25 protein-coding genes are annotated in these 25,090 nt (G+C 73.1%); 18 read left to right on the forward strand and 7 right to left on the reverse strand.

Translation table 11 applies throughout. The features are described from left to right. Positions 1-393: 393 nt before the first annotated feature. The gene (locus BIV57_RS02615; protein ID WP_139275408.1) at positions 394-876 is read left to right on the forward strand and encodes a hypothetical protein; all 483 of its coding nucleotides are present in this window, start codon (positions 394-396) and stop codon (positions 874-876) included. Positions 877-972: 96 nt separating this feature from the next. Here BIV57_RS02615 and BIV57_RS02620 read toward each other — a convergent pair whose 3' ends face one another. Both BIV57_RS02620 and hemL read right to left on the reverse strand, forming a co-directional pair. Next, positions 973-1,599 carry a histidine phosphatase family protein gene (locus tag BIV57_RS02620; RefSeq protein WP_071654969.1) on the reverse strand — a complete coding sequence of 209 codons (627 nt, stop codon included), beginning with the start codon at positions 1,597-1,599 and terminating at the stop codon, positions 973-975. Between the two features lie 44 nt (positions 1,600-1,643). Further along, complete coding sequence (hemL, locus tag BIV57_RS02625; protein ID WP_071654970.1) at positions 1,644-2,981, reverse strand: glutamate-1-semialdehyde 2,1-aminomutase; 1,338 nt, start codon at positions 2,979-2,981, stop codon at positions 1,644-1,646. A 231-nt stretch (positions 2,982-3,212) separates the two neighbouring features. Here hemL and BIV57_RS02630 point away from each other — a divergent pair, with 231 nt between their 5' ends. After that, positions 3,213-3,758: a hypothetical protein gene (locus BIV57_RS02630; RefSeq protein WP_107409413.1), complete on the forward strand. Its 546-nt coding sequence runs from the start codon at positions 3,213-3,215 to the stop codon at positions 3,756-3,758. Between the two features lie 273 nt (positions 3,759-4,031). Here BIV57_RS02630 and BIV57_RS02635 read toward each other — a convergent pair whose 3' ends face one another. Next, positions 4,032-5,528, reverse strand: a complete 1,497-nt coding sequence (locus BIV57_RS02635; RefSeq protein WP_071654971.1) for a DUF1254 domain-containing protein — start codon at positions 5,526-5,528, stop codon at positions 4,032-4,034. A gap of 31 nt (positions 5,529-5,559) precedes the next feature. Beyond that, entirely contained in the window at positions 5,560-6,963 is a 1,404-nt protein-coding gene (locus tag BIV57_RS02640) for a DUF1254 domain-containing protein (protein ID WP_071654972.1), read from the reverse strand. 186 nt (positions 6,964-7,149) lie between these two features. On the opposite strand from BIV57_RS02640, the gene BIV57_RS02645 reads away from it, so the two are divergent. Together BIV57_RS02645 and BIV57_RS02650 are read left to right on the forward strand one after the other, a co-directional pair. Continuing rightward, on the forward strand, positions 7,150-7,833 hold the full coding sequence (locus tag BIV57_RS02645; RefSeq protein WP_071654973.1) for a GAP family protein: 684 nt from the start codon (positions 7,150-7,152) through the stop codon (positions 7,831-7,833). 389 nt (positions 7,834-8,222) lie between these two features. After that, positions 8,223-9,023, forward strand: coding sequence for a DUF4232 domain-containing protein (locus BIV57_RS02650; RefSeq protein WP_071654974.1), 801 nt, complete (start codon positions 8,223-8,225; stop codon positions 9,021-9,023). Positions 9,024-9,045: 22 nt separating this feature from the next. Here BIV57_RS02650 and BIV57_RS24850 read toward each other — a convergent pair whose 3' ends face one another. Then, positions 9,046-10,932, reverse strand: coding sequence for a serine/threonine-protein kinase (locus BIV57_RS24850; RefSeq protein WP_079169947.1), 1,887 nt, complete (start codon positions 10,930-10,932; stop codon positions 9,046-9,048). Between BIV57_RS24850 and BIV57_RS02660 the strand changes: the two genes are divergently transcribed. The 3 genes from BIV57_RS02660 to BIV57_RS02670 are packed head-to-tail and all read left to right on the forward strand — an operon-like array spanning position 10,923 to position 12,381. Beyond that, positions 10,923-11,624 (forward strand): Pr6Pr family membrane protein, encoded by a 702-nt coding sequence (locus BIV57_RS02660; protein ID WP_217651675.1) that lies wholly within the window; start codon positions 10,923-10,925, stop codon positions 11,622-11,624. The genes BIV57_RS24850 and BIV57_RS02660 overlap by 10 nt on opposite strands. 3 nt (positions 11,625-11,627) lie before the next feature. After that, entirely contained in the window at positions 11,628-11,975 is a 348-nt protein-coding gene (locus tag BIV57_RS02665) for a VOC family protein (protein WP_071654977.1), read from the forward strand. A gap of 10 nt (positions 11,976-11,985) precedes the next feature. Beyond that, entirely contained in the window at positions 11,986-12,381 is a 396-nt protein-coding gene (locus BIV57_RS02670) for an NUDIX hydrolase (RefSeq protein ID WP_071654978.1), read from the forward strand. Here BIV57_RS02670 and BIV57_RS02675 read toward each other — a convergent pair. Next, on the reverse strand, positions 12,360-12,851 hold the full coding sequence (locus tag BIV57_RS02675) for a hypothetical protein (protein WP_071654979.1): 492 nt from the start codon (positions 12,849-12,851) through the stop codon (positions 12,360-12,362). The genes BIV57_RS02670 and BIV57_RS02675 overlap by 22 nt on opposite strands. A gap of 208 nt (positions 12,852-13,059) precedes the next feature. On the opposite strand from BIV57_RS02675, the gene BIV57_RS02680 reads away from it, so the two are divergent. From BIV57_RS02680 to BIV57_RS02720, 9 genes are all read left to right on the forward strand, one after another. Further along, positions 13,060-13,695, forward strand: a complete 636-nt coding sequence (locus BIV57_RS02680; protein WP_071654980.1) for a TlpA disulfide reductase family protein — start codon at positions 13,060-13,062, stop codon at positions 13,693-13,695. A 6-nt stretch (positions 13,696-13,701) separates the two neighbouring features. Then, positions 13,702-14,460, forward strand: a complete 759-nt coding sequence (locus tag BIV57_RS02685) for a cytochrome c biogenesis CcdA family protein (RefSeq protein ID WP_071654981.1) — start codon at positions 13,702-13,704, stop codon at positions 14,458-14,460. Positions 14,461-14,464: 4 nt separating this feature from the next. After that, a complete protein-coding gene (resB, locus tag BIV57_RS02690; protein ID WP_071654982.1) occupies positions 14,465-16,201 on the forward strand; it encodes a cytochrome c biogenesis protein ResB in 1,737 nt (578 codons plus the stop codon). Positions 16,202-16,296: 95 nt separating this feature from the next. After that, positions 16,297-16,716 carry a hypothetical protein gene (locus BIV57_RS02695; RefSeq protein WP_071654983.1) on the forward strand — a complete coding sequence of 140 codons (420 nt, stop codon included), beginning with the start codon at positions 16,297-16,299 and terminating at the stop codon, positions 16,714-16,716. Between the two features lie 137 nt (positions 16,717-16,853). Next, on the forward strand, positions 16,854-17,492 hold the full coding sequence (locus BIV57_RS02700; RefSeq protein WP_071655021.1) for an RNA polymerase sigma factor: 639 nt from the start codon (positions 16,854-16,856) through the stop codon (positions 17,490-17,492). Between the two features lie 77 nt (positions 17,493-17,569). Further along, entirely contained in the window at positions 17,570-18,559 is a 990-nt protein-coding gene (locus BIV57_RS02705; RefSeq protein ID WP_175548639.1) for a hypothetical protein, read from the forward strand. Between the two features lie 109 nt (positions 18,560-18,668). Next, positions 18,669-19,202 carry a PadR family transcriptional regulator gene (locus BIV57_RS02710; RefSeq protein WP_071654985.1) on the forward strand — a complete coding sequence of 178 codons (534 nt, stop codon included), beginning with the start codon at positions 18,669-18,671 and terminating at the stop codon, positions 19,200-19,202. Then, on the forward strand, positions 19,195-19,893 hold the full coding sequence (locus tag BIV57_RS02715; protein ID WP_071654986.1) for an ABC transporter ATP-binding protein: 699 nt from the start codon (positions 19,195-19,197) through the stop codon (positions 19,891-19,893). The genes BIV57_RS02710 and BIV57_RS02715 overlap by 8 nt, the downstream gene beginning before the upstream one ends. Further along, on the forward strand, positions 19,890-22,211 hold the full coding sequence (locus BIV57_RS02720) for an FtsX-like permease family protein (protein WP_071654987.1): 2,322 nt from the start codon (positions 19,890-19,892) through the stop codon (positions 22,209-22,211). Before BIV57_RS02715 ends, BIV57_RS02720 begins: the two co-directional genes overlap by 4 nt. A gap of 51 nt (positions 22,212-22,262) precedes the next feature. Here BIV57_RS02720 and BIV57_RS26320 read toward each other — a convergent pair whose 3' ends face one another. Further along, positions 22,263-22,604 carry a PLDc N-terminal domain-containing protein gene (locus tag BIV57_RS26320; protein WP_071654988.1) on the reverse strand — a complete coding sequence of 114 codons (342 nt, stop codon included), beginning with the start codon at positions 22,602-22,604 and terminating at the stop codon, positions 22,263-22,265. A 77-nt stretch (positions 22,605-22,681) separates the two neighbouring features. Here BIV57_RS26320 and BIV57_RS02730 point away from each other — a divergent pair, with 77 nt between their 5' ends. After that, on the forward strand, positions 22,682-24,133 hold the full coding sequence (locus BIV57_RS02730; protein WP_071654989.1) for a menaquinone biosynthesis decarboxylase: 1,452 nt from the start codon (positions 22,682-22,684) through the stop codon (positions 24,131-24,133). A gap of 31 nt (positions 24,134-24,164) precedes the next feature. Further along, positions 24,165-25,088, forward strand: a complete 924-nt coding sequence (mqnP, locus tag BIV57_RS02735; RefSeq protein WP_071654990.1) for a menaquinone biosynthesis prenyltransferase MqnP — start codon at positions 24,165-24,167, stop codon at positions 25,086-25,088. The last annotated feature ends 2 nt before the right edge of the window (positions 25,089-25,090 follow it).

Below are 25,090 nucleotides of genomic sequence, written 5' to 3' on the forward strand. Positions count from 1 at the left end.
CCCGCGTCCGGCGCGCCCGCGGCCGTCGCACCCGCGCCCGGCGGGGACGTGGTGGCCGGACCCGAGGGGCGCTGGCGCCTTCCGGCGCGCAGGCGCGCGGCCGACACGCCCGCGACCACCGACGCCGCGGCGGATGGGCGACGCCGGGGGCCTGCCCCGCCCCGGAAGCCCGCGTCCGGCGCACCCGCGTCCGGCGCACCCGCGCCCGGTACACCCGCGCCCGTCGCGCCCGCGGCCGGCGGGGACGTGGGGGGCGGACCCGAGGGGCGTCGGCGCCTATCGGCACGCAAGCCCGTGGTAGTCGCAGGCGGACCCGGGGGCCGTCGGCGCCTTCCGGCGCGCACGCGCGCCGGTGCGCGGGCGGGGCGTCAACTCGGGGGTGCGCCCCTGCGGGTGATGCGGGGGCGGGTGCGGGGGGTGCTGCTGCTGGCCGGGGTGGCGGCGATCGCCGCGGCGCAGCTTCCGTACCAGGCCGGGATCCGCGGGGCCGACAGCCGGCCCATCGACCTGCGGGCCGCCGCCGGCGCGCTCGGCGCACGGGCGCGGCCCGGCGACGACGTGCTCTTCCTCAGCGACCGGATGCGGCTCGCCGCCCTCACCTACCCGGAGGACTTCGCCGCCGTCCACGACGTGATGCTCGCCCTCCCGGCGGCCCGCTCGGCGACGCTCACCGGCACCGAGCACCGCACCGTGCCGCCGCTGCGGGCGCCCCGCGTCTGGCTGCTCGTCCGGCGGATGACGGACGCCGACGCGGCCGCCGCCCGCACCCCCGCGGGCCGCGCCAAGTACGCGGCCCTGCGGAGGGACGGCTACCGCTTCGCCGCGGAGTGGCCGCTCAACGGCGCGGTGCTGCAGGAGTACACGAGGCGCGCGTGACCGGAACCGGCGCGGTCACGCGCCCTTGCGGAGTGGCCGCTCAACGGCGCGGTGCTGCAGGAGTACACCAGGCGCGCGTGACCGGAACCGGCGCGGTCACGCGCCCTTGCTGATCGGTGCGCCGCGCAGCTTCGCCGGCAGCAGGTCGCGGGCCGGCTCGCTGTAGCCGACCGCCACCAGCCGGTCCCCGGCGAAGGTGTAGGACGTCAGCGAGGCGAGCGAGCACTGCCGCTTGCGCGGGTCGTGCCACAGCCGCCGCTTCTCCGCGTGCAGCCGCGTCACCCAGATCGGCAGCTGGTGGCTGACCACCACCGCCTCGTGCCCGACCGCCGCGGTGCGCGCCGCCTCGATCGCCAGGTTCATCCGCACCACCTGGTCGACGTACGGCTCGCCCCAGGACGGCCGGAACGGGTTCACCAGGTGCCGCCAGTACTCCGGCTTGCGCAGGCTGCCGTCGCCCACCCCGAAGGTCTTGCCCTCGAAGATGTTCGCCGCCTCGATCAGCCGCCGGTCGGTGGCCACCTCCAGGCCGTGCTTCTCGGCGATCGGCGCCGCCGTCTCCTGCGCCCGCTCCAGCGGGGAGGCGACGACATGCGTCACATCGTGGTCGGCGAGGTGCGAGGCGACCCGGTCGGCCATCTTCCGGCCCAGCTCGGAGAGGTGGTAGCCGGGGCGGCGCCCGTAGAGCACGCCCTCCGGGTTGTGCACCTCGCCGTGGCGCATCACATGGACAACCGTCGTCGGCTGCCCCTGAACGTCCGTCACGCTCACGCGTCCTCTCCGGTGGCCTCGGCCGCCGCGCGCGCCGCGGCCGGGAGGGCCTCGGCGATCCGGTTCAGCGCCGCGTCGTCGTGCGCCGCGGAGAGGAACCACACCTCGAACGCCGACGGCGGCAGGTAGACGCCGTCGGCCAGCATGCTGTGGAAGAACGCGTTGTAGCGGAACGCGTCCTGCGCCCGCACGTCCTCGTAGTCGAAGGCCGCGCCCTCCCGGAAGACGAAGGAGAACATGTTCCCCGCCTTCTGCAGGTGGTGCGCCACGCCCTCCTTGGCCAGCGCCTCCGACGCGGCCCGGGAGATCTGCTCCGCGCTCCGGTCGACGGCCGCGTAGACCGCGTCGTCGGCGAGCCGCAGAGTGGCGAGGCCCGCCGCCGTGGCGACCGGATTGCCGGAGAGCGTGCCGGCCTGGTAGACGGGCCCGGACGGGGCGAGCCGCTCCATGACCTCGCGCCGTCCGCCGAACGCCGCCGCCGGGAAGCCGCCGCCCATCACCTTTCCGAAGGTGATCAGGTCGGGCTGCCAACCTTCCGGTTCGGCTTCGATTCCGTACCAACCGGATCGAGATTGACGGAACCCCGTCATGACCTCGTCCGATACGAGCAGCGCGCCCTCCCGGGCGCAGAGCTCCGCGAGCCCCCGGTTGAAGCCCGGGCGCGGCGGGACGACGCCCATGTTGCCGGGCACCGCCTCGGTGATCACACAGGCGATCTGACCGGGGTGCGCGGCGAACGCCGCCTCCACCGCCGCCAGGTCGTTGTAGGGGAGCACGACCGTGTCGGCGGCCTGCGCGCCCGTCACCCCGGGCGTGTCCGGCAGGGCCAGGGTGGCGACGCCCGAACCGGCCGAGGCCAGCAGCGCGTCCACATGACCGTGGTAGCACCCGGCGAACTTCACCACCTTCGGCCGGCCGGTGAAACCGCGGGCCAGGCGGATGGCGGACATCGTCGCCTCGGTCCCGGAGTTGACCAGCCGGACCTCCTCGACGGCCCCGACCCGGGCGACGATCTCCTCGGCGAGGGCGACCTCGCCCTCCGTCGGGGCGCCGAAGGAGGTGCCGCGGGCCACCGCCTCGGTCGCGGCGGCGACCACCTCGGGGTGCGCGTGGCCGAGGAGCATCGGGCCCCACGAGCAGACGAGGTCGACGTACTCCCGCCCGTCCGCGTCGGTGAGGTACGGTCCATGACCCGCCGTCATGAAGCGGGGCGTGCCGCCCACCGCGCGGAAGGCCCGCACCGGCGAGTTGACGCCGCCGGGGGTTACGGCGGCCGCTCGGTGGAACAGTGTCTGCGAAACTGGGGCTGCGTACGGATAGCTCACGCCGTACATGGTCTCAAACCGCTGACCGGACCTCGGCACGTCCCGTCCGATCATCTGGGACGATGATCGGGCCGTGGGACGGGCGTCACGTCAGTCGAGGAGCATGGTCGTCGGACAACGGGTAGGACAACGAGGACATCGGAACGAGCTGGACCGCGCGGGACGACGGGAGCAGCCGGGCAAGGGGCGGATGCGGATGAGGCGACCGGGACCTTCGCCCAAGGGAGGGCGGGTGTCGACATGGGGGTGACCTACAAGTACTTCGGGGCGCCCGACCGCGCCACCGCGGCCCGCGTGCCGACGGTGATGGGCCGGGACGGCCTCGGCGCGGGCGCGTCCGCCGACTCGGACGACCCGTTCGACTCCGGCGCGGCCCGCGAGCTGCGCGAGGTGCTCTCGCCCTCCCCGCCCGACGGCGAGCCGGACGCGGAGCGCGTCGGCGAGGAGTCGATCGCCGGGCTGTCCACGAAGATCAAGCCGGAGACGATGAGCGCCATCGTCCTCACCGGCATCGAGGGCTACCGGCTCAAGGACGTCCCGCCGCTGGAGCTGGTGGTGCTCCACCCGGACTACGCGGTGATGCAGCTGCCGCCGTCCGTCCTGGAGCCGCTCCGCAAGGCCGGCGAGGAGGAGCTGGGCGCGGCGGCCTTCGTCTGGTCCACCGTCCCGGACCGGGGCGGCCCGCGCGACGCCTTCGTGATCTACCGGATGCTCCACGAATGGCAGGACTTCGCCCACCGGCTGCACGACGCGGGGCACCAGCTGTTCTGCCTGGTGTGGCCCTGAACTGGTAGGACTCCGGCTTCCGGATGGGCGATCGCGGCCTCCGCGCGATCTTCGGGAGGCCCGCTCCGGCATGGCCAGGGCACTCTCAGGGCACACACCGACCCCAGGGCACCGGAAGGTGTCAAGTACCGGGTTTGATGGAGAGTCGGTTACCTGGTTTTCTGGAGTGGTGGGTCCGCAATGCAATGGGAGATCCAGCCGCGGACAACCCTTGGGTACCGCCACCTGATTCTCCACAGGCCCGGAGGCGGGAGTGTCCCCATCGGCAGTGCGTCAGGCGTTGTCGCCCTCCGTGGTTCTGACGAAGTCGCCGGGCTTGTACTTCCGGTCGAAAAAAGCCTGCTGCGGCCCGTACCAGCGGATAAGGGCGAACCATCCCCGGTCCGGTGCGGTCCGGATCCAGTTCTCGGCCCTGTCGGGACGCTCGGGTCCAATGTGGATGGTGATCGACTTGTCGTCGTTGAAGGCGATGTCGTTCATGCCGTTGAGCGAGGAGAAGACCTGGCCCTCGACGTCGACCTCGGCGGCAGTCTCGGCGTCGTACAAGGTCAGCGACCAGAACAGCCGGGCGGGCGGGTCGGCCGGCAGGTCGATGCGGTAGGTGTGCTCGCCGCGCAGCAGCTCGCCGTCGTGGTCGCGGTAGGCGCCGGCGTACTTGGCGCCGAACCCGACGACGGAGCTGATCATGCCGGTGCTGATGGAGTAGTGGTTGACGAACATGTGCGCCTTGGCGTTGACATCGGTGTGGCCGGTGGCGCGGGTGCGGAACTGCTCGTCGAGCAGGGTGTGCCAGAAGTCGTCCTGCGCGGTCTTGGCGTGCGCGACCCACTGCCGGTCGGCCCACCACAGGGCGTCCGGTTCCCGGTTGTAGCCGGCGGCCAGGGTCTTGGCGGTCTTCCAGGCGGTCAGCGCCGCGGCCTCCAGGAGCTCGCGCTGCCGGGGCGTGGGCGAGAAGGCTTGGCCCTTGCGGATGCCGAGGGCCGCCAGCACGCCGTGCATGTAGGGGTCGACCCGGTCGATGCGGTCGGCCTGGACGAAGGCGTCGAGCACATCGTAGAAGGAGGCGTCGCGGGGGTAGAGAGCGTCGGCGGGCGTGTCGGAGGCGTGCGCAAAGCGCATCGGCGTTGCCTCGCCGTCCAGCGGATGCAGCCGGATGCCCTCGATGGAGGCGACCCCGGGCGAGAGGTCGTCGACGGAGGAGAAGAAGCCTCGGAGCAGGAAGTAGATGTTGTCCGTGGGGCTGCGGTAGACGAAGTACTCGTCCCACGCTCCTTCGGTCTCCGGCTCGCTGTCGTCGGGGACGATCAGGTAGCGGCCGCCCTTGCCGTGGTCGGGGCCGGGCAGGCCGATGTCGCCCAGATACTGGACGCCGTCGATCAGGGGTCCGGTCAGCGGCCGGTGCCAGAAGTCGTCGACCAACCCCTGGATACCGGGCGGGGCCTCGACCACCAGCGGTCCGGTGGCGCTCAGGTCGGCGAAGGCCATGCCGTAGATGACGTCGCAGTTGGGGGTGGTGATCAGGGTGCGGGGCTTCAGGCGCTGCTCGAACACGTTCATCACCTGGTAGCCGCGGCCGAACACCTCGCCGAGGCCGTCGCGCATCGCGCAGGCGTTGACGGTCGGCAGCGCCCACAGATACGTCTGCACGGCGCGCTGGAAGAACAGCTCCTCCTCCAGGGTCCGCGCGGTCGCGTCGGTGGGGTGGCCGTCGGCGAACGGCAGTGATGCCAGGGCCTGGTAGCGGTCGGTTCTTTCGGATGCCGAGGTCATGGCGGGCGCCTTTCGCCTGGACGGTGGAGGGTCAGCTGGAGGTCTTGGTGACGGCGGGCGGGCGCCAGGTGCCGTCCAGGGCGGCCGGCTCGGGCCAGTAGGCGCGCAGGTAGAGGGAGAAGTGCCCGGTGGGGGCCGGCAGCCAGTTGGGGCGGTCCTTCTCGGCGGGCGGCCTGGCTCCGGCGTAGAGCGTCAGGGAGCCGTCCTCTCCCAGGCGCAGGCCGGTGTTCTTGGTTCCCAGCGAGTAGCGGTTCAGCTCGTTGGGGTGGAAGAAGTGGTGCTCGTTGTAGAGGGTGACGGACCAGAAGCCCTGGGCCGGCGGCAGGGCGTCGGCGGGGAAGGTGAGCGCATAGCCGTGGTCGCCGGTCAGCGGTTGACCGTCGGCGTCCAGGTCCTGGTAGAAGTAGGCGGTCTCGCTGGGCAGGTTGACGAAGATGTTGGCCTTGCCCATCGCGGTGCGGCTGAGGTAGTCGCTGCCGAAGGCGGCGCCGTTGCGCTGGGTGCTCCAGTGGTGGTCCAGCGGGATGCCGATGTTGCGGAACTGGAACAGCTCCTGCACCAGGGTGGAGTTGGCGTTGACCGCCGCCGCGCGCAGCGTCTCGGCGGCCTTGGGGTCGGCCGCGGCGGTGTCGGTCAGGAAGCGGAACTGGGCGTGCAGGGCCGCCTCGCCGGGGCGCGGCGGGACCTCGTCCAGGACGGCGGGCAGCAGGTCGAAGAAGGTCTTGGGGTCGACCCACTGGGTCTCCTGCTCGCCGCCGGTGGCGTCGCCGGCCGGGTAGCTGGGGGCCTTGGACCAGTCGGTGGTCTGCAGTTCCCCGGTGTACTCGGCGAGCGGGTAGACCATGATCTGGTTGATCAGGGGTTGGACGGCGGCGCGGTCGGCGTCGGTGTCGTTCATGAACACCCGGGGGATGCAGACCGCGATGCGGGTGTCGTAGCGGAAGACGCCCGCGATGCCCTCGGGGATCTCGCCGTCCCAGTCGGCGGGGGCCAGCAGGTAGCAGCCGGGCTTGGTGCCGTACATGGCACCGAGCTGGGCGAAGGCCTCGGTGCGCTGGTCGACGACCTGGTAGACCCAGAACCGGTCGCCGAAGTCCGGGACCTGGACGACCGAGGGGCCGCGGCTCGCGTCCAGGGCGCCGAAGCCGTAGACGACGTCCTGGTTGGGGCAGGCCACGATGCGCTCTTCGGGGGTGATGTAGTCGTGCAGCATCCCCACCGTTCCCGGCGGCCCGGCCGGGACGATCCCGCCGAGCAGCCCGGGGGCGGGCACCTGCTCCATTACGGTGAGCCGGTTGTGCATGTTGACCAGCGGCCAGCCCCACAGGTAGGCGAACCGGCCGAGGGCGCGCAGGTACTCGTCGGTGACGCGCTCCACGGGGATCGGGGGCGCCAGGGGCTCGTGGGCTGCGGTCTCCCGCGCGGAGGATGCCATGAGCCGACGGTATGGAGGCCCACCGCACGGGACGAGCCGGGTTGGACCGTCCGGGATCGCCCGGCGCGGACGCCGCGGACGCCGCGGTCCTCACTCATTCGGCTCCGTCCGCCCGGTGCAAGGACGCGGGCGCGGATGGGATGGCGGTGATTCGACTTCGCTGTCGTCACCCCTGAAGGAGGCCCGGTGGGTGCTGCGATCGGGCAGATGCTGGCCTCCGCGGTCGGCATCGCCATCAGTCCGCTGCCGCTGGTGGCGATCATTCTGATGCTCGCCACGCCGCGGGGCCGCTCCAACGGGATCGCGTTCACCCTCGGTTGGGTGGTGGCGCTGGCCGTCCTGACGGGTGCGGTCATCGCGGCCGGCTCGGGCGGGGACGCGGCCGCGCACAGCAGCGGGCCGTCCGGCTGGGCGCTGTGGGTGAAGCTGGCGCTGGGGGTGCTCTTCCTGCTGATGGGCGTCAAGCAGTGGCGGGGACGTCCCCGCGAGGGCAAGGAGTCCGCCCCGCCGAAGTGGATGGCGGCGATCGACCGGTTCACCCCCGCCAAGTCCGCCGGGTTGGCCGCGGTGCTGGTGGCGGCGAACCCCAAGAACCTGGTGCTGGCGGTCGGCGGCGCGCTGTCGATCGCCTCGACCGCGGGTGCCTCGGCCGGCGACAAGGCGGTGGCCGGAGTGCTGATGGTGGTCATCGGCTCGCTCTGCGCACTGGGGCCGCTGGCCGTCTACCTCTTCGGCGGCAGCCGCTCAACGAGGGTTCTGGGCGGGTGGAAGGCGTGGATGTCGGCGCACAACGCGGCGATCATGACGACCCTGCTGGTCGTCCTCGGCGCCAAATACATCGGCGACGCCGTCACCGGCCTGACCAGCTGACGACCTGGTGCGAACTCCTCCAGGGGACGACGCGGGCGGGGCACTCTCAGGGCACAGGGCAGCCGAAAACGCCGACGAGCAGTGAAAGGTGCAAAAGGGATCCGTGCAGCTCGGCGTCGGTGTGATCGCATCGTCGCAGGCAGGTGGATCGTCCCTGCCACCAGCTCCACGAATGGCAGGACTTCGCCCACCGGCTGCACGACGCGGGGCACCAGCTGTTCTGCCTGGTGTGGCCCTGACCTGGGAGGTCGGGCGCGTGAGGCGCCCGACACCGCGGCGTTCGCGGGGTGTTGGCGGGGAGTGAGCGCGGCGTTAGCGGGCCCGGCCACTGTGGTGTGCACACCGCGGGAACGACCGAGGGCCCGCACCGACGCAGGGGGAACCCGATCATGCGCACCTCCCGGATCCGCATCGCCGCACTGGCCACCGTCACCGCCGCGCTCGCGCTGAGCCTGACCGCCTGCGGCGGCGCGGACGGACTGAACGCCTCGGGCAGCGCCCACATCGCCGCCAACGGCAGCGGCAACGGCGGCGGCACCGCGAACGGCAACGCCGGCGGCGGCAGCACCGGCGGCGGCGCGCAGCAGACCGACAACGGCAACGGCGGCAGCACCAACGGCACCGGCGGCAGCGCCAACGGCGGTGGCACCGGCACCGGCAAGGGCACCCCCACGGCCGCCCCCACCCACCGGAGCACCGGCTCGGGTTCGGGCTCCGGCTCGGGCAGCCAGGCGGGGTCGGGCAGCGGCTCCGGCGGCGCCGCGGCCGGCGTCCGGCCGTGCCAGGGCTCCTCGGTGCTCGTCACCGCGCAGCACCAGCTCGCGAACCAGCAGGGCGACCACCTGCTGGTGACGATCTCCAACCCGGGCAGCACGACCTGCTGGATCACCTCCTACCCCGACATCCGGCTGGGCGGCGACGGCCCGGTGCTGCCGCACTCCAAGAAGGACGTCGACAGCGGCGACGCGCTCGTCTACCTGCACCCCGGCCAGAAGGCCTACAGCGCCGTCAACCTCTACGACTACGGCAGCAACGACAAGACGGCCACCGAGTTCGCCGTCGCGCTGCGCGGCGCGGACGGCACCGCCGGCCCGGCCTACTCCGTCGACTCCACCGGCAGCACGCCCTCCTTCAGCTGGAACGAGGCCGACGTGCTGAACTGGAGCCCCGCCAAGCCGTACGACTTCTGATCCGGTTCCGCTCCGAGCCCGCTCAGTACGGCACGGTGTTGCACCAGGTCGGGGCCCAGCCGGAGGCGCCGCTGCTGTTGGCGGCGCGCACCTTCACACAGATCTTGTCGCCCGAGTAGGGGCCCTGCGAGCCCTGGATGACGTAGCTGTCGCCGCTCGTGGTGTAGGTGGTGTCCACATTGCCGCGGTTGTTGGTGTAGTGGATCTGGTAGCGGGTGGCGCGCGGGATCGACGACCAGCTGACGGTGAGCGGCATCGCGCAGGCGCCCGCGCAGTACTCGTAGTAGTGGACCTGATAGGTCGTCATGGACGGCGGCACCGAGCCCGAGCCGCCGCCGGAGCCCGACCCCGAGGAGCCGGACCCGGAGGATCCCGAGCCGCCGCCGGAGCCCGAGCCGGAGGAGCCGGACCCGGAGCCGGACGAGCCCGAGGAGCCCGAGCCGTCCGAGGAGGAGCCCTTGCCCCGGGACGAGCCGCCGGCGGTGGCCGTCGCACTGCCGGTGGGCCGCGGCGAGGAACTGCCCTTGGGGTGCTTGGAGGAGGCCTTCGGGGACGGCGCGTGCCCGGCCGCGGTGTCCGGGGAGGCCGAGCCGGTCAGCGTCGCCCCGGCGCTCGCGGTGGCCCCGTTGTCCGTCCGCCCGCCGGCGTTCGCGGCGGCGCCGGAGCCGGGCAGGCCCTCCATGCCGAGCGCGTAGGCGAGCACGACGACGAGGGCCACCGCGCCGCCCGCCCCCGCGATCGCCGGCCAGCGCCGCCGCCGGCGCGGCCGGGGCGCGGTGCCGCCGGGGGAGGTGGCCTCCCGGGCGCCGGGATCCGTCACCGGCTCGGAGGGCAGCCCCGCGGAGGGCGCGGAGGAGGCCGGCGCCCCCGAGGGCTCCGGCGCGTCGGCGGACTCCGGGGGCCTCGCCGCCGCGACGGGCTCCGCGGGCTCCGGCGGCACCGCCGCCGGCGCCCCGGCCGCCGGCGCCCCGGCCGCGGACGCCCCGGCCACCTCCGGCGGCACCGCCGCCAGCAGCGCCGCCACCTCCTCCGGCGTCGGACGGTCCTCCGGCTTCTTCGCCAGGCAGCGCCCCACCGCCGCCGCCAACTCCGGGGTGAGCCCGTCCAGGCGGGGCTCCTCGTAGACGATCCGGAAGCCGATCGCCGCCGAGTCGCCCTCGCCGAACGGGTGCCGCCCGGCCGCCGCGTACGCCAGCACCAGCCCGAGCGCGAAGACGTCGACCGAGGGCCCCACCTTCGCCCCGTCCCGCAGCTGCTCGGGCGCCATGTACTGCGGGGTGCCCAGCACGAAGCCGGTCTGCGTCAGGGTGGTGACGGCCGCGCCGCGGGCGATGCCGAAGTCGATGAGCCGCGGGCCCCCGCCGGGCATCAGGATGTTGCCGGGCTTGACGTCCCGGTGCACCAGCCCGGCGGCGTGGATGGCGGCGAGCGCCTCGGCGAGGCCGGCGCCCAACTCCCGCACCGCGGCGGCGTCCAGCCGCTCGCGCTCCTCGATGACCTCCTGGAGCGAGGGCCCGTCCACGTACTCGGTGGCCAGCCAGGGCTGCTCGGCGTCGACATCGTGGTCGACAACGGCGGCCACGCGCCGTCCCGTCACGGCCGCGGTGGCGCGCACCTCGCGCCGGAAGCGCTGCAGGAAGGCCGAGTTGTGGGCGAGTTCGCCGTTGATCACCTTGACGGCGGCGCGGCCGCCGTCCTCCCGCAGGCCCAGGTAGACGCGGCCCATCCCGCCGGTTCCCAGGACACCGACGATCTCGAAAGGACCGACCCGTCGCGGGTCCGTCTCGCGTACCGGCTGCAACGCCCATCCCCCTGTTGATCGGACCTCACCGGTCTGACCCGCGCCATTGAACCACGCGGGTCCCACGCCTCGCGCCCCGTCTCGGTTAGCGTGGCGCGGTGTCAACATTGCATGTCAGCACGGGTGTTCGAGGATCGACCGGCAGCCGGGTGTGGCACGGGCTGCTGCTGGCGGTGGCGCTCGCCTCGCTCGTCTGGCAGTTCGTGCTGGTCGTGCAGGGCGGGACGGACGTCAACTCCGGCGCCGCCGGAACCGCGGCCCCGCTGGGCACCCGCATCCTCCGGTTCTTCAGCTACTTCACCATCGAGAGCAACATCCTCGTCGCGGTCTGCGCCTTCACGCTGCTGCGGCGGCCCGACCGGGACGGGCCCGGCTGGCGGGTGCTGCGGCTGGACACGCTGCTCGGCATCGGCGTCACCGGCCTCGTCTACGGGCTGCTGCTGGCCCCGAAGCTCCATCTGACCGGCGAGGCGCTGGTGGTCACCGCCGGGCTGCACTACGTCACCCCGCCGGCGACGCTGCTGGGCTGGCTGCTCTTCGGGCCGCGCGGGCGGATCGACCGGCGGACGGTCGGCTGGGCGTTCCTGTGGCCGGTGGCGTGGATCGGCTGGACCCTCGCGCACGGCGCGGCGTCCGGCTGGTACCCGTACCCGTTCCTGGACGTCTCCTCCCTCGGCTACGGCACCGCCGTCCGCAACATCGTCGCCGTGCTGGCGGCCGCCCTGGTCGGGGCGCTGCTGCTGGTCGGGATCGACCGCGCGCTGAACCCGCGCGACCGCGACCTGCCCAGCTACCGTTGACGCATGATCAGCGGCGCGCATGTGGTGGTGTACTCGCGGGACGCGGAGGCCGACCGGGCCTTCCTCAAGGACGTGCTGGGGCTGGACTGGGTGGACGCCGGCGGCGGCTGGTTGATCTTCCGGCTGCCGCCCGCCGAGGTCGCCGTCCACCCCGCCGAGGCGGAGAGCCACGAGCTGATGCTGATGTGCGAGGACCTGGAGGCGGCGCGGATCGCGCTGCGCGCCCGCGGCCACGAGTTCTCCCGCCCGGTGAAGGAGGCCCGCTGGGGCCGCGTCACCGCGCTGCGCCTGCCCGGGGGTGGCGAGCTGGCGCTCTACCAGCCGCACCATCCGTCGCCGCCGGCGTCCTAGAGTGAGCGCCATGATCGACAAGGTGGCCTGGATCCGCGTGCAGAACGGGCGGGTGCTCAGCACCCGCTCCAAGGGCAAGACGGCCTGGTACTTCCCGGGCGGCAAGCGGGAGGCCGGCGAGAGCGACGCGCAGACGCTGCTGCGCGAGGTGAAGGAGGAGCTCGACGTCGAGCTGCGTCCCGGCACCGTCGCCCCCTACGGCGTCTTCGAGGCCCAGGCGGACGGCAAGGCGGACGGCGTCGTGGTCCGGATGACCTGCTACACCGCCGACTACGACGGCGAGCTGACGCCCAGCGCGGAGATCGACGAGCTGGACTGGATCGGCTGGGCCGACCGGGGACGGGTGTCCCCGGTCGACGTCCTCATCCTGGAGCGGCTCAGGGATCAGAAGTTGTTGTCGTCGTAGTTGCCGTCGTCCCCGCCGCCGTAGTTGCCGTCGTCGTAGCTGTTGTCCTGGTAGTCGCGGTCGTTGCCGTTGTCCTCGTAGTAGTTGTTGACGACCTCGGGCCGCTCGTCGCGGTTGTTGTCGTTGTCGTCGTCCGCGAGGGCCTCGCCGATCAGCGCGCCGCCGATCAGGCCGGCCGCGCCGGCGCCGATCAGCGCGCCGGTGCTGTGGCCGCGGCGCGGCGGCGGGTAGCCCTGCTGCGGGTAGCCCTGCTGGGGGTAGCCGCCGCCGGCCGGGTACCCCCCGGCCTGCGGGTAGCCGCCCTGCTGCGGATATCCCTGCTGCTGCGGGGTGTAGAACGGCGGCGCGGTGGTCTCCACGCGCTGCGCGCAGGCCTGGCAGGCCTGGATCGGCCGCGGCACGCCCCACTGGGGGGACCAGTTGACGGTGACGACGCCCTGTCCGTGGTTGGCGTCGAAGAAACAGGTCATGTGAATCGCCTCCGAAGAGCGACGGGGGATCGCGCCGGTAGAAGACGCCGGACGCGGCGCGGAAGGTTGCCTGCCGCTCGGCCGCACGGGCCTGTGCGTGCTCACACAGGGCTTAGACGCGCAGGTCATCCGCACCGCCCCCGTGCCCCGAAACGCAAGGAGAGGGGCCAGGCACAGCGGGGCAAAACGCTCATGCGAAACTCGTCGCATGAGTGTTGCCCGCTCCGGTTCGGGCGCGTCGCGCGCCCGACTGCGCACCCCCGCCTGCCTCGCCGCACTCGGCGCCGCGGCCGCGCTGCTGCTCTCGGCGTGCGCGAGCAGCGGCTCGTCCGGCAGCTCCTCGTCCGGCGACACCAGCGGCTTCCCCAAGGGGACCGGCGAGGTCACCCGGATCGCCGCCGGCAAGCGCGCGGCCGCCCCGGACATCGGGGGGAAGACCCTGGACGGCAAGAGCGTCAAGCTCTCCGACTACCGCGGCAAGGTGGTCGTGCTGAACGTCTGGGGCTCCTGGTGCGCGCCGTGCCGCAAGGAGGCGCCGGTCTTCGCCAAGGTCTCCAGGAGCGAGGCGAAGAATGGGGTGCAGTTCCTCGGGCTCAACACCCGCGACACCGACCTCTCCCAGCCGCGCGCCTTCGAGAAGGACTTCGGGATCGCCTACCCGAGCATCCAGGACGAGGCCGGCAATCTGATCCTGCGCTTCAAGGGCAACCTGCCGCCGCAGACCATCCCCTCCACCCTGGTGATCGACCGCCGGGGCCGCATCGCGGTGCGCGCCCTCGTCGAGCTCACCTCGGCCCAGCAGCTCGCCGGCATCATCGACCCGGTGGCCAAGGAGAAGGCCTAGCCGCCGATGGGCAACGTCGGCCACACCATCACCAGCGGCGCGCTGCTCGCGGCCGCGCCCATCGCGCTGCTCGCCGGGCTCGTCTCGTTCTTCTCGCCGTGCGTCCTGCCGCTGGTGCCCGGCTACCTCTCCTATGTGACGGGCAGCGTCGGCGTCGACCTCAAGGAGCAGAAGCGCGGCCGGATCGCGATCGGCGCGCTGCTCTTCGTGCTCGGCTTCACCGCGGTCTTCGTCTCCACCGGCGCGCTCTTCGGCTACTTCGGCTCGACGCTGCAGGAGTACCGCACCACCCTCAACATCGTCTTCGGCTCGGTGACGATCCTGCTGGGCCTCTCCTTCATGGGCGTGCTCGGCGGGGTGCTGGGCCGGTTCACGCAGCGCGAGGCGCGCTTCCACTACCGTCCGGAGATGGGCTGGGTGGGCGCGCCGATCCTGGGTGTGCTCTTCGGGGTGGGCTGGACGCCGTGCATCGGTCCGACGCTCTCGGCGGTCACCTCGCTCTCCATCGACCAGGCGAGCGCGCTGCGCGGGGCCTTCCTCACCGCCGTCTACTGCCTGGGCCTGGGGCTGCCGTTCCTGCTGGCGGCGCTGGCGTTCCGGCGGGCGCTGGGCGCCTTCGGCTTCGTCCGGCGCCACTACCAGTGGGTGATGCGGATCGGCGGCGGGATGCTGGTGCTGGTCGGGCTGGCGCTGGTGACCGGCGCCTGGTCGTCCCTGGTCAACCAGCTGCAGTACTGGACCTCGAACTACTCGATCGGATTGTGATCCCGTGAGCCGCGATTCCCTGAGCCCGGACACCGGCGCCGGTACCGAGGACGCGAACACCGCGGTCGAGAGCGCCTCCGAGGAGCGCGAACTCGCCGCGGCCCGGCGGCTGTCCAGTGCCCCGGAGGACGGCGTCGGGCACGTCGGCGGACCGTCCCCGGAGATAACGCAGCCCTCGCTGGGCCCGCTCGGCTGGCTGCGCTGGTTCTGGCGGCAGCTGACCTCGATGCGGGTGGCGCTGCTGCTGCTCTTCCTGCTGTCGCTGGCGGCGATCCCCGGCTCGATGATCCCGCAGGAGACCCAGTCCCCGGCGCGGGTGGCCCAGTTCCACACCGACCACACCAAGCTCGCCCCGATCTACGACAAGCTGGACATGTTCCATGTCTTCAGCTCGTGGTGGTTCGCGGCGATCTACATCCTGCTCTTCGTCTCGCTGGCGGGCTGCATCCTGCCGCGCAGCTGGCAGTTCGCCCAGGCGCTGCGGGCCCGTCCGCCGCGCGCCCCGCGCCGGCTGGACCGGATGCCGGCGCACCTGAGCTGGACGACCTCGGCCGAGGACGCGGAGACCGCGCTGGCGCTGGGCCGCAAGGTGCTGGGCGCCCGCCGGTTCCGGCTGAGCGCGCCGGGCGCGGAGGGCGCCGCGGCCGACTCGGTGGCGGCGGAGAAGGGCTATCTGCGGGAGGCCGGCAACCTGGTCTTCCACATCGCCCTGTTCGGGCTGCTCTTCGCGGTGGCGTCCGGCAGCCTCTGGGGGGCGACCGGCACCAAGCTGATGCCGGTGGGCAGCGGCTTCGCCAACACCCTCACCCAGTACGACGACTTCAACCACGGCCCGCTCTACACCGTCGACGACCTCGGCGACTTCTCGCTGACGCTGAACAGCTTCACCGCGAAGTTCGCGCAGTCCGGGCCGGAACGCGGCACCGCGACGGAGTTCAAGGCGCGCGTCACCTACCGCGAGAACGGCACCGGAAAACCGCACGGAGCGGTGATCCAGGTGAACGACCCGCTGGACATCAACGGCGAGAAGGTGTTCCTCGTCTCGCACGGCTACTCGCCGCGCGTCACGGTCCGCGACGCCCACGGGAACGTTGTCTACCGGGGTGCCTCCGCATTCCTGCCGTACGACAACAACCTCTCCTCCAAGGGCGTTTTCAAGATTCCGGACGGATACCGGAACAAGGCCGGAAAGAAGGAGCAGATCGGGCTGGAGGGGATCTTCCTCCCGACTTTCGCCGGCGCGAGCATGCAGACCGGAATGGCGTCCGCCTTCCCGGCGATGGAGAATCCGGCGCTGCTGCTGACCGCCTACCACGGCGACCTGAACATGGACGGCGGCATTCCGCAGAGCGTCTACCAGCTCGACCACACCTATCTGAAGCAGTACCAGGGCGCGAACAAGCAGCCGCTGGCGCAGAAGCTGGGCATCGGCGACACCATGAAGCTGCCGAACGGCGAGGGCTCGATCACCCTCGACGGCGTCGACCAGTGGGCGAGCTTCACCATCTCCCACAACCCCGGCACCGGGCTCGCGCTGTGGAGCGCGGTGGCGGCGATCCTGGGCCTGATGGGCTCGCTCTTCGTGCAGCGCCGCCGGGTGTGGGTGCGGGCCCGCGACAACGCCGACGGCACGGTCTCCGTCGAGGTCGCCGGCCTCGGCCGCAGCGAGTCCGCCCGGATCGGCGGCGAGGTCGCGGACGTCGCCAAGCAGCTCCAGAAGGCCCTCCCGCCACGTGCCTGACGTGCGGGTGTGACACTTTTCCGGTCCCGTGCGCTGTGTGGGTACGGGGCCGCCGGCCCCGGAACACCCGTACCGGTACTGGGAGGTTGGCCGGGATGCAGCGGACGAGCTCAGCTCTGGCGCCGACGGCCGAGAACGCCACGCGGATCGCCGAGGGCATGGTGCGCCACGCCGTGGTGCGCAGGCGGCTCCATCTCGACTACACCAGCCAGAGCCTGCGCCTGGTGGACCGCATGATCGAGGCGATGCGCTGGCAGGGGCCGTCGGTCGAGGTGATAGCCCCGACGCTGACGGCGCTCGGCTGCTACATCGGCGAGGTCCTGGTGCGCCAGGGCGGCGGCGCCTGGGTCGACTTCGGCCCCGTCGACTGGCAGCGGTTCCGCCAGCCGATGGGCGTGCGGATGCCGGACGGGCAGCTGTGGAACCCGGTCGGCAAGGCGTTCAAGCGCTTCGAGAACGGCCCGACGGACTCGCTGGTCGACTTCTGCTTCCGGGCGACCGGTCGGTGGCACTGACCAGCGCCCCATCGGCACCCGCCTTCGCCGGAACCCCGCGGACACAGGTGGTGCCGATGACGCCACGACCCGCTCCGGAAACCGCCGTTGTGGCCCTCCCCATGCTCATGGACGCTCCGGCATGGCATGCTCCGAGCATGGAGGGGACAGATATCGCCGTCCGGCGGGCGCGTGACGGGGACGAGGAGGCCTTCTCCCAGCTGTACCGGGAGCTGACCCCCGGCCTGCTGCGCTACGCCCGCGTGATGGTCGGCGGAGACTCTCCGGCGGGCGCCGAGGACGTCGTCTCCGAGGCATGGGCCCAGTTGGCGCGCGCCCTCCCGGACTTCGAGGGCGGCGCGGGCGAGTTCCGGCGGTTCGCGATCGTCGTGGTGCGGAACCGCGCACTCGACGTTCTGCGTCGCCATCGAAGGGTGCGGGCCGGCGAGGTCCCCGTCCCCGACGAGCAACTGCGCGAGCTGGCGAGCGCATCGTCCTCCCCCGGGGCGGTGGGGCGGACCACGGGAGAAGCCGCGGACGTGGCCGACCTCGTGCTGGAGGCGCTCTCCACCGAGCGCGCCGTGGGCCTGATCGCGGGACTCCCGCGGGACCAGGCCGAGGCGGTGATGCTGCGGGTGGTGCTCGGCCTGGACGCGACCTCCGCGGGGCAGGTCCTCGGCAAACGGCCGGGGGCGGTGCGGATGGCGGTGTCCAGGGGGCTGCGCAGCCTTGAGTACAGGGTCGGGCGGGCGACCGCCTGCGCCGGGGAGTCGGCGCGGGGAGCGAGGAAGAGATGACGGAGCGAGGGTTCCCAGGACCTGGGCCCGAGGGACCGGGCGGCGCGCCCGGCCACGACGGGCCGGACATGCCGGATGTGACGGAGCTTCCGGAGGGTGTGCGCCATGTGCTGCGCGCCGCCTCCGCGCCGGGCTCGCCGGACGAGCTGCGCGGCGAGGCGGCGGCGTTGGCCGCCTTCCGGCAGGCGCGCGACGAGGCGCGCACCGGCGCGCTGCGCGCCGTGCCCGGGCCCGGTGACGGCCGGGGCCGCGGGCGGCTGAACGCCGCGCGGACCGCCGCGCTGACCGCGGCCGCGGCGGCGCTGCTGGGCGGCGGCGTCGCGGTGGCCGGCGCCAATGTGCACTTCGACGGCTCCGGTCCGGCGCTCTCCACGCCGTCCCCGGTCAATCCGCGGGCGGACGGCTACGGCGGCACGGGCGCCGGCTCGGGCCGGGCGGACGCCTCCCGCCCCGGCACGGACGGCGGCACCGGCGGCCCGGCGGCGACCGCGACCGGCCCGAGCCCGGGTTCCGGTTCCGGCTCCGGCTCGGGCGCGGCGCTGCCGCCCGAGGCCAAGGGGCTGTGCCACGCCTATCTGGTGAACCTGGCGCACGGCAAGCAGTGGGACGGCGGCAGCAGCAACGGCCAGGCGCTGGCCCGGCTGGTGGCGCGGGCCGGCGGCTGGGACCGGCTCCCGGAGTACTGCCGCGGCGTGGAGGCCGCGGTGGGCACCCCGGGCACCCGCGGCAACGGCGACGGCCCGGGCGACCACGGCAAGGGCAAGGAGAACGGCCAGGGCCGGGACGGGAACACCGGCAAGGGGAAGGGCGACACCGGCAGCAGCCAGTCGCAGAACCTGACGCCGAGCCCGACCCCGTCGGCGACCCCCGTCACCAAGGCGAAGGGCAAGGGCAACCACGGGCGGCACCGAGCGCCCAAGGGCCGCGGCAAGGGCCGGCACGCCGCCGGCCCGACACCGCCGCCCGCACCGCCGCTCTTCCCGATCCCCTCGCCGTCCGCGTCCGCGTCCCCGTCCCCGTCCTCCTCCGGCGGCCCCTCGCCGACGGCCACCCCGCAGTCCGGCTGAGCCGTCCAACGGGCGGTCGCGCCGCGGCACTTCATCGGATATGTCCCATCTGTCCATCTCTGTACGGGTTTAACGCCACCGCGTATACCCCGTGTGTATAGTGACCGCCATGTCATTGGGCCAGACGATCCTCGGACTGCTCGAAGCGCACCCCCGGCACGGCTACGACATCAAGCGCGCCTACGACGCGCACTTCGCCCAGGGGCGTTCGCTGCACTACGGGCAGGTCTACTCGACGCTCTCCCGACTGCTGAAGTACGGGCTCGTCGAGGTCGAGGGCGTCGAGCCCGGGGACGGTCCGGAGCGCAAGCGCTACGCCATCACCAACGCCGGCATCACCGACGTCAACCGCTGGCTGGTCACCCCCGAGGACCCCGAGCCCTATCTGCAGAACACCCTCTACACCAAGGTCGTCCTGGCGCTGCTGACCGGACGCTCCGCCCACGACCTCCTCGACACCCAGCGCACCCAGCACCTGTGCCGCATGCGCGAGCTGACCCGGCGCAAGGAGGAGGGCGACCTCGTCGACAGCCTCGTCTGCGACCACGCCCTCTTCCACCTGGACGCCGACCTGCGCTGGCTGGAACTCACCGCCGACCGCCTCGACGACCTCACCGCGAAGGTGACCGCCGACTATGAGTGAACCCCTCCTCAGCGCCCGCAAGGTCCGCAAGCAGTACGGCCTGACCAGCGCCCTCGACGGCGCCTCGCTCGCGCTCGACGCCGGCGAGACCGTCGCCGTGATGGGCCCCTCCGGCTCCGGCAAGTCCACCCTGCTGCACATCATGGCCGGAATCGTCCGTCCCGACGGCGGCGAGGTCCGCTACCGCGGCGAGGAGCTCTCCGCGATGGGCGACGCCCGCCGCAGCGCGCTGCGGCGCACCGACTTCGGGTTCCTCTTCCAGTTCGGCCGCCTGGTGCCGGAGCTGACCTGCCTGGAGAACGTCGCCCTCCCGCTGCGCCTCGGCGGGCTGCGCCGCCGCGCCGCCGAGAAGTCCGCCGGCCAGTGGCTGGAGCGCCTGGAGGTCGGCGACAGCGCGGCCAAGCGCCCCGGCGAGGTCTCCGGCGGCGAGGGCCAACTCGTCGCCGCCGCGCGGGCGCTGGTCACCGGACCCCGGGTGGTCTTCGCCGACGAGCCCACCGGCGCCCTCGACTCCCTCGCCGGCGAGCGGGTGATGCGGCTGCTGTCCGCCGCCGCCCGCGAGACCCGCGCCGCGGTCGTCCTCGTCACCCACGAGGCCCGGGTCGCCGCCTACGCCGACCGCGAGATCGTCGTCCGGGACGGCCGCACCCGCGACTTCGCCTCCACCTCCTCCACGGACGCGCTCCGATGAACGGCCACCGCCTCGCCGACCTCGCCCTCGGCTGGCGGCTCGCCTTCTCCGGCGGGCGCGAGGGCCTGGCCCGCACCCTGCTCACCGGCTTCGGCGTCGCCATCGGCATCGCCACCCTGCTCTTCGCCGCCTCGGTGCCCGGCGTCATCGCCGACAACCACCAGCGGCTCTCCGCCCGCAACCAGCACGCCGCGCCCCACCAGCTGACGCCCACCGACCGCACCGCGGTCTCCGCGATGGCCGGCACCACCTTCCGCAACAGCGACATCGGCGGCCAGTACCTCCAGGCCGACGGCGACCGACCGCCGACCCCGCCCGGGCTGCGCACCTTCCCGCACCCCGGCGAGATGTTCACCTCCCCCGAGCTGCACCGGCTGCTGCACTCGCCGCAAGGCGCCCTGCTGCGCGCCCGGTTCGCCCAGTACCGCGAGGTCGGCACCGTCGAGGACGCCGGGCTGCGCGGCCCCCGCGAGCTCTTCTACTACGCCGGGACGGACCGGCTCACCGTCAAGCCCGACGGAAACGGCACCGGCGTCCGCGTCGACGCCTTCGGCGAGGCCTACTCCGGCTGGAACGTGCCCGCCCTGGTCGCCATGCTCGTCACCGTCGCCGCCGTGGTGCTGCTCGCCCCCGTGGCGATCTTCCTCGCCACCGCCATCCGGTTCGGCGGCGAACGCCGCGACCGGCGCCTCGCCGACTTCCGCCTCGCCGGCGCCACCCGCGCCCAGATCGCCCGGATCGCCGCCGGCGAGACCCTCGGCGGCACCGTCCTCGGCCTCGCCATCGGCTGGGGGCTCTTCCTCGCGCTGCGCCAACTGGTGCCGCACCTCACCCTCTTCGGCGAGAGCGCCTTCCCCGGCGCCGTCGCCCCCGACTGGCGCTACGCGGTCGGCATCATGCTCGCCGTGCCGCTGCTCGCCGTCGGCGTCGCCCTGGTGACGATGCGCCGCATCACCGTCGAACCGCTCGGCGTGGTGCGCCGCGGCGGGCCGGCCCGCCGCCGGCTGTGGTGGCGGCTGCTGCTCCCGCTGCTCGGCGGGGTGCTGCTGGCCCGCGCCCACCAGGACTCCGACTTCCTCGCCAGCGGCGGCTCGCTGACCCGCGTCGCCCTCGGCGTGCTCGCCGTCCTCGTCGGGCTGAGCGTGCTGCTGCCCTGGTGCGTGGAGATGCTGGTGCGCGGCCTCGGCCCGCGCGGCCCGCTCTCCTGGCAGCTCGCCCTGCGCCGCCTCCAACTCGGCGGGGACGGCGCCGCCCGCGGGACGGCCGGCATCGCCGTCGCCGTCGCCGGGGCCGTCGCTCTGCAGTCGCTGATGGGCCTCGCCACCAACGCCTTCACCGTCCGGCCGGCGACCGCCGGCACCTCCGTCGACTCCCAGATCGACATCGGCGCCACCGCGATGCGCGGCCACACCCCCGCCGCGATCACCGCCCGCCTGGACGCCGTGCCCGGCGTCCACCGGGCGGTCGGCGCGCTGGAGTACGAGACCTACCGCAGCACGAAGGACGACGACGTCGGCCGCCTCACCGTCGCCGACTGCACCCAGCTCGTCCGGCTGCTGCGGATCGACTCCTGCCGCGACGGCCAGGTCTTCTTCGCCCCCCAGCAGTACGCCGGCAAGCAGCCCGCGACCGGCACCGCGCTGCGCCTCGGCGCCGCGGACGGCCCCCGCTGGCCGGTGCCGTCCGGGGTGACCGCCGCCCACCGGCGCAGCGGCGGCTACGACGGCGGCCTGATCGCCACCCCCGGGGCGCTGCACGGCCTCCGCCTCGGACACGGCGACTACCGGGCCTGGGTGACCAACGCCTCGGACGCACGCCGGCTGGACACCATAGACCGGGTCCGCAACGCCGTGGAACCGCTCGGCTACGGCGCGGACGTGATGGACGCCCAGGTCGATGTGAACTCCGGCACCTTCGACTTCGGCGCGGTGCGCACCGGGATACTGGTCGCCATCACGCTGACGCTGCTGGTGGTCGGCGCCGGGCTGTCGCTCAGCAGCGCCGAGCAGACCCGGGAGCGGCGGCGCGTGCTGGCCGCGCTCGCCGCGACCGGCGTGCGGCGGCGGACGCTGCTGTGCTCGGTGCTCTGGCAGGCGGCGGTGCCGATGGCGGTCGGCACGGCGCTGGCCGCGGCCCTCGGCATGGGCCTGGGCGTCACGCTGGTCTGGCTCTCCGGCTCCCAGCGCACGGTCCCCGTCCCCTGGCAGGACCTCGCCGTGGTCACCGGCCTCGGCGCCGCCGTGGTCCTCGCCGTCACCGCGTGCACGCTCCCCCTCCTCACCCGCGCCATGCGCGCGGAGGGCCTGCGCACCGAGTAGCGCCGCCCTTGCGCGGACGGCGCCCCGCAGGGGCCGGGGAGCAACAGCCGGCTACTCCCCGCGCTGCTCCCTTATCCGCTCCGCAAGCTGCGCCAGGAACTCGGGGTCGTCGTCCGGCGCGGTCAGCCGCTTCGGACGCGGCACCTCAGGAGCCGCCGCCACCACGGCCGTCGGCGCCGCCGACACCGGCACCCGCACCACCGGGCGTCCGGCGATCAGCCACGCCAGCGGCCCGACCAGGACTGGACCCAGCACCACGACCACCACCGCCCACACCGGTTTCGGCAGATTCCGCACCTGCTCCGGCCGCGTCCCGAAACAGTCGCTCAGCGACCAGATCCACAACGCCAGTACCAGCAGCACCACGAACGTCGGAAGTATCCCCAGCACCATTCGCGATCTCAGCTCCCCCCGTGTCTTCTCGGGCCCGGTGACCGGACCAGGGTAGTCGGTGCCGGATACTGGCACCTATGGCATACGACGATCTTCGCTCGTTCCTCCGCGCACTCGAGCGCGAGGGGGAGCTCAAGCGGATCAGCGCCGAGGTCGACCCCCACCTGGAGGTCGGCGAGATCATCGACCGCGTGCAGAAGGCCAAGGGCCCCGCCCTGCTCTTCGAGAACGTCCGCGGAACCCGCCTCCCGCTCGCCGCCAACGTCTTCGGCACCGAGCGCCGGATGGCCGCCGCACTGGGACTGAAATCACTCGACGAGATGAGCGGGAAGATCGCCGGCCTCGTCAGGCCCGAACTCCCGCAGGGCGTCGGCGGCTTGCGCGACGCCCTCGGCAAGCTCGGCTCGGTCGCGCACGTCCCTCCGAAGAAGGTGAAGGACGCCCGCGTCCAGGAGGTCGTCCTCACCGGCGACGACGTCGACCTCGACGCCCTGCCCGCGCTCTTCACCTGGCCCGAGGACGGCGGCTCCTTCTTCAACCTGGGCCTCACCCACACCAAGCACCCCGAGACCGGCGCCCGCAACCTCGGCCTCTACCGGCTGCAGCGGCACGACCGCCGCACCATCGGGATGCACTGGCAGATCCACAAGGACTCGCGCAACCACTACCAGGTGGCCGCCCGCCGCGGCGAACGCCTGCCGGTGGCCGTGGCGTTCGGCTGCCCGCCGGCCGTCACCTACGCCTCCACCGCGCCGCTGCCCACCGACATCGACGAGTACCTGTTCGCCGGGTTCCTCGGCGGCAAGCGGGTGCCGATGGTCGACTGCAAGACGGTGCCGCTCCAGGTGCCCGCGGACGCCGAGGTCGTCCTGGAGGGGTGGCTGGAGCCCGGGAAGACGCTCCCCGAGGGGCCGTTCGGCGACCACACCGGGTTCTACACCCCGCAGGAGCCCTTCCCCGCGCTCACCGTCGACTGCGTCACCATGCGCTCCCGGCCGCTCTTCCAGACCATCGTCGTCGGCCGCCCGCCGACCGAGGACGGCCCGCTGGGCAAGGCCACCGAGCGGTTCTTCCTGCCGCTGCTGAAGATCGTCGTGCCGGACATCGTCGACTACGACCTGCCCGAGGCCGGCGGCTTCCACAACTGCGCCATCGTCTCCATCGACAAGCGCTACCCCAAGCACGCGCAGAAGGTGATGAGCGCCATCTGGGGCGCCCACATGATGTCGCTCACCAAGCTGATCATCGTGGTGGACGCCGACTGCGACGTCCACGACTACCAGGAGGTGGCGTGGCGGGCCTTCGGCAACGTCGACTACGCCCGCGACCTGATGACTGTCGAGGGCCCGGTGGACCATCTGGACCACGCCTCCTACCAGCAGTTCTGGGGCGGCAAGGCGGGCGTCGACGCGACCCGCAAGCTGCCCGAGGAGGGCTACACCCGGGACGGCGGCTGGCCGGAGATGGTCGCCTCCGACCCGGCCACGGCCGAGCTGGTGACCCGCCGCTGGCGCGAGTACGGGCTCTGACCGCCACCACGACGAGAGGGGTAAACCGCTGATGTCTTCCGAGGCCGCCGCTGTCCCGGCGCCGGGGCCCGGGCCCGCCCAGCAGGGCAAGGTCCGGGCGTTCCTGCGGCTGGTGATGATCGAGCACTCGGTGTTCGCGCTGCCGTGGGCCTACATCGCGGCGCTCACCGCGATGGAGGCGAACGGCGGGTCCGTCCGCTGGCTGACGCTGCTGCTGGTGACGGTCTGCATGGTCGGGCTGCGCACCTTCGCGATGGCCGCCAACCGGATCATCGACCGCGAGATCGATGCGCGGAACCCGCGCACCGCGGGCCGCGAACTGGTCACCGGCGCGCTCTCGGTGCGCACCGCCTGGACGGGCGCGATCATCGCCCTCGCCGTCTTCCTCGGCTCGGCCGCGCTGCTCAACCCGCTGTGCCTGGCGCTGGCGCCGATCGCGGTGATCCCGATGGTGGTCTACCCCTACGGCAAGCGGTTCACCGACTTCCCGCACGCCATCCTCGGCCTCGCCCAGGCGATGGCGCCGATCGGCGCCTGGATCGCGGTGACGGGCACCTGGTCCTGGACGCCGGTGGTGCTGGGGCTGGCCGTGGGCATCTGGATCGGCGGCTTCGATCTGATCTTCGCCTGCCAGGATGTGATGGCGGATCGGGCGCACGGCGTGAAGTCGGTGCCGGCCCGGTTCGGCGTCGCCAACGCGCTGCGCGGCGCGCGCGGCGCGCACCTGGTGACCACGGCGCTGCTGGTCTGGTACGGCGTGCTCAGCGGCGCGGGCGCGTTCTGGTGGGCCGGGATGGCGGTGGTGGTGGTGGCCTTCGCCTACGAGCACACCATCGTGCGGCCCCACGACCTCTCCCGGCTGAACCGGGCGTTCTTCACCGTCAACGGGATCATCGGCATCGTGCTGTTCCTCTTCGCCCTCGCCGACCTGATCTCACGCGGGCTCGGCCTCTGACG

The sequence above is a fragment of the Mangrovactinospora gilvigrisea genome (assembly GCF_001879105.1).
Lineage (GTDB): Bacteria > Actinomycetota > Actinomycetes > Streptomycetales > Streptomycetaceae > Mangrovactinospora > Mangrovactinospora gilvigrisea.

Coding starts and splice junctions, on each gene's coding strand:
- BIV57_RS02620 (WP_071654969.1), bottom strand. CDS start 1,599: ATGCGCCACGGCGAGGTGCACAACCCGGAGGGCGTGCTCTACGGGCGC.
- hemL (WP_071654970.1), bottom strand. CDS start 2,981: ATGTACGGCGTGAGCTATCCGTACGCAGCCCCAGTTTCGCAGACACTG.
- BIV57_RS02630 (WP_107409413.1), top strand. CDS start 3,213: ATGGGGGTGACCTACAAGTACTTCGGGGCGCCCGACCGCGCCACCGCG.
- BIV57_RS02635 (WP_071654971.1), bottom strand. CDS start 5,528: ATGACCTCGGCATCCGAAAGAACCGACCGCTACCAGGCCCTGGCATCA.
- BIV57_RS02640 (WP_071654972.1), bottom strand. CDS start 6,963: ATGGCATCCTCCGCGCGGGAGACCGCAGCCCACGAGCCCCTGGCGCCC.
- BIV57_RS02650 (WP_071654974.1), top strand. CDS start 8,223: ATGCGCACCTCCCGGATCCGCATCGCCGCACTGGCCACCGTCACCGCC.
- BIV57_RS24850 (WP_079169947.1), bottom strand. CDS start 10,932: ATGTTGACACCGCGCCACGCTAACCGAGACGGGGCGCGAGGCGTGGGA.
- BIV57_RS02665 (WP_071654977.1), top strand. CDS start 11,628: ATGATCAGCGGCGCGCATGTGGTGGTGTACTCGCGGGACGCGGAGGCC.
- BIV57_RS02670 (WP_071654978.1), top strand. CDS start 11,986: ATGATCGACAAGGTGGCCTGGATCCGCGTGCAGAACGGGCGGGTGCTC.
- BIV57_RS02675 (WP_071654979.1), bottom strand. CDS start 12,851: ATGACCTGTTTCTTCGACGCCAACCACGGACAGGGCGTCGTCACCGTC.
- BIV57_RS02680 (WP_071654980.1), top strand. CDS start 13,060: ATGAGTGTTGCCCGCTCCGGTTCGGGCGCGTCGCGCGCCCGACTGCGC.
- BIV57_RS02685 (WP_071654981.1), top strand. CDS start 13,702: ATGGGCAACGTCGGCCACACCATCACCAGCGGCGCGCTGCTCGCGGCC.
- BIV57_RS02695 (WP_071654983.1), top strand. CDS start 16,297: ATGCAGCGGACGAGCTCAGCTCTGGCGCCGACGGCCGAGAACGCCACG.
- BIV57_RS02700 (WP_071655021.1), top strand. CDS start 16,854: ATGGAGGGGACAGATATCGCCGTCCGGCGGGCGCGTGACGGGGACGAG.
- BIV57_RS02710 (WP_071654985.1), top strand. CDS start 18,669: ATGTCATTGGGCCAGACGATCCTCGGACTGCTCGAAGCGCACCCCCGG.
- BIV57_RS02715 (WP_071654986.1), top strand. CDS start 19,195: ATGAGTGAACCCCTCCTCAGCGCCCGCAAGGTCCGCAAGCAGTACGGC.
- BIV57_RS02720 (WP_071654987.1), top strand. CDS start 19,890: ATGAACGGCCACCGCCTCGCCGACCTCGCCCTCGGCTGGCGGCTCGCC.
- BIV57_RS26320 (WP_071654988.1), bottom strand. CDS start 22,604: ATGGTGCTGGGGATACTTCCGACGTTCGTGGTGCTGCTGGTACTGGCG.
- BIV57_RS02730 (WP_071654989.1), top strand. CDS start 22,682: ATGGCATACGACGATCTTCGCTCGTTCCTCCGCGCACTCGAGCGCGAG.
- mqnP (WP_071654990.1), top strand. CDS start 24,165: ATGTCTTCCGAGGCCGCCGCTGTCCCGGCGCCGGGGCCCGGGCCCGCC.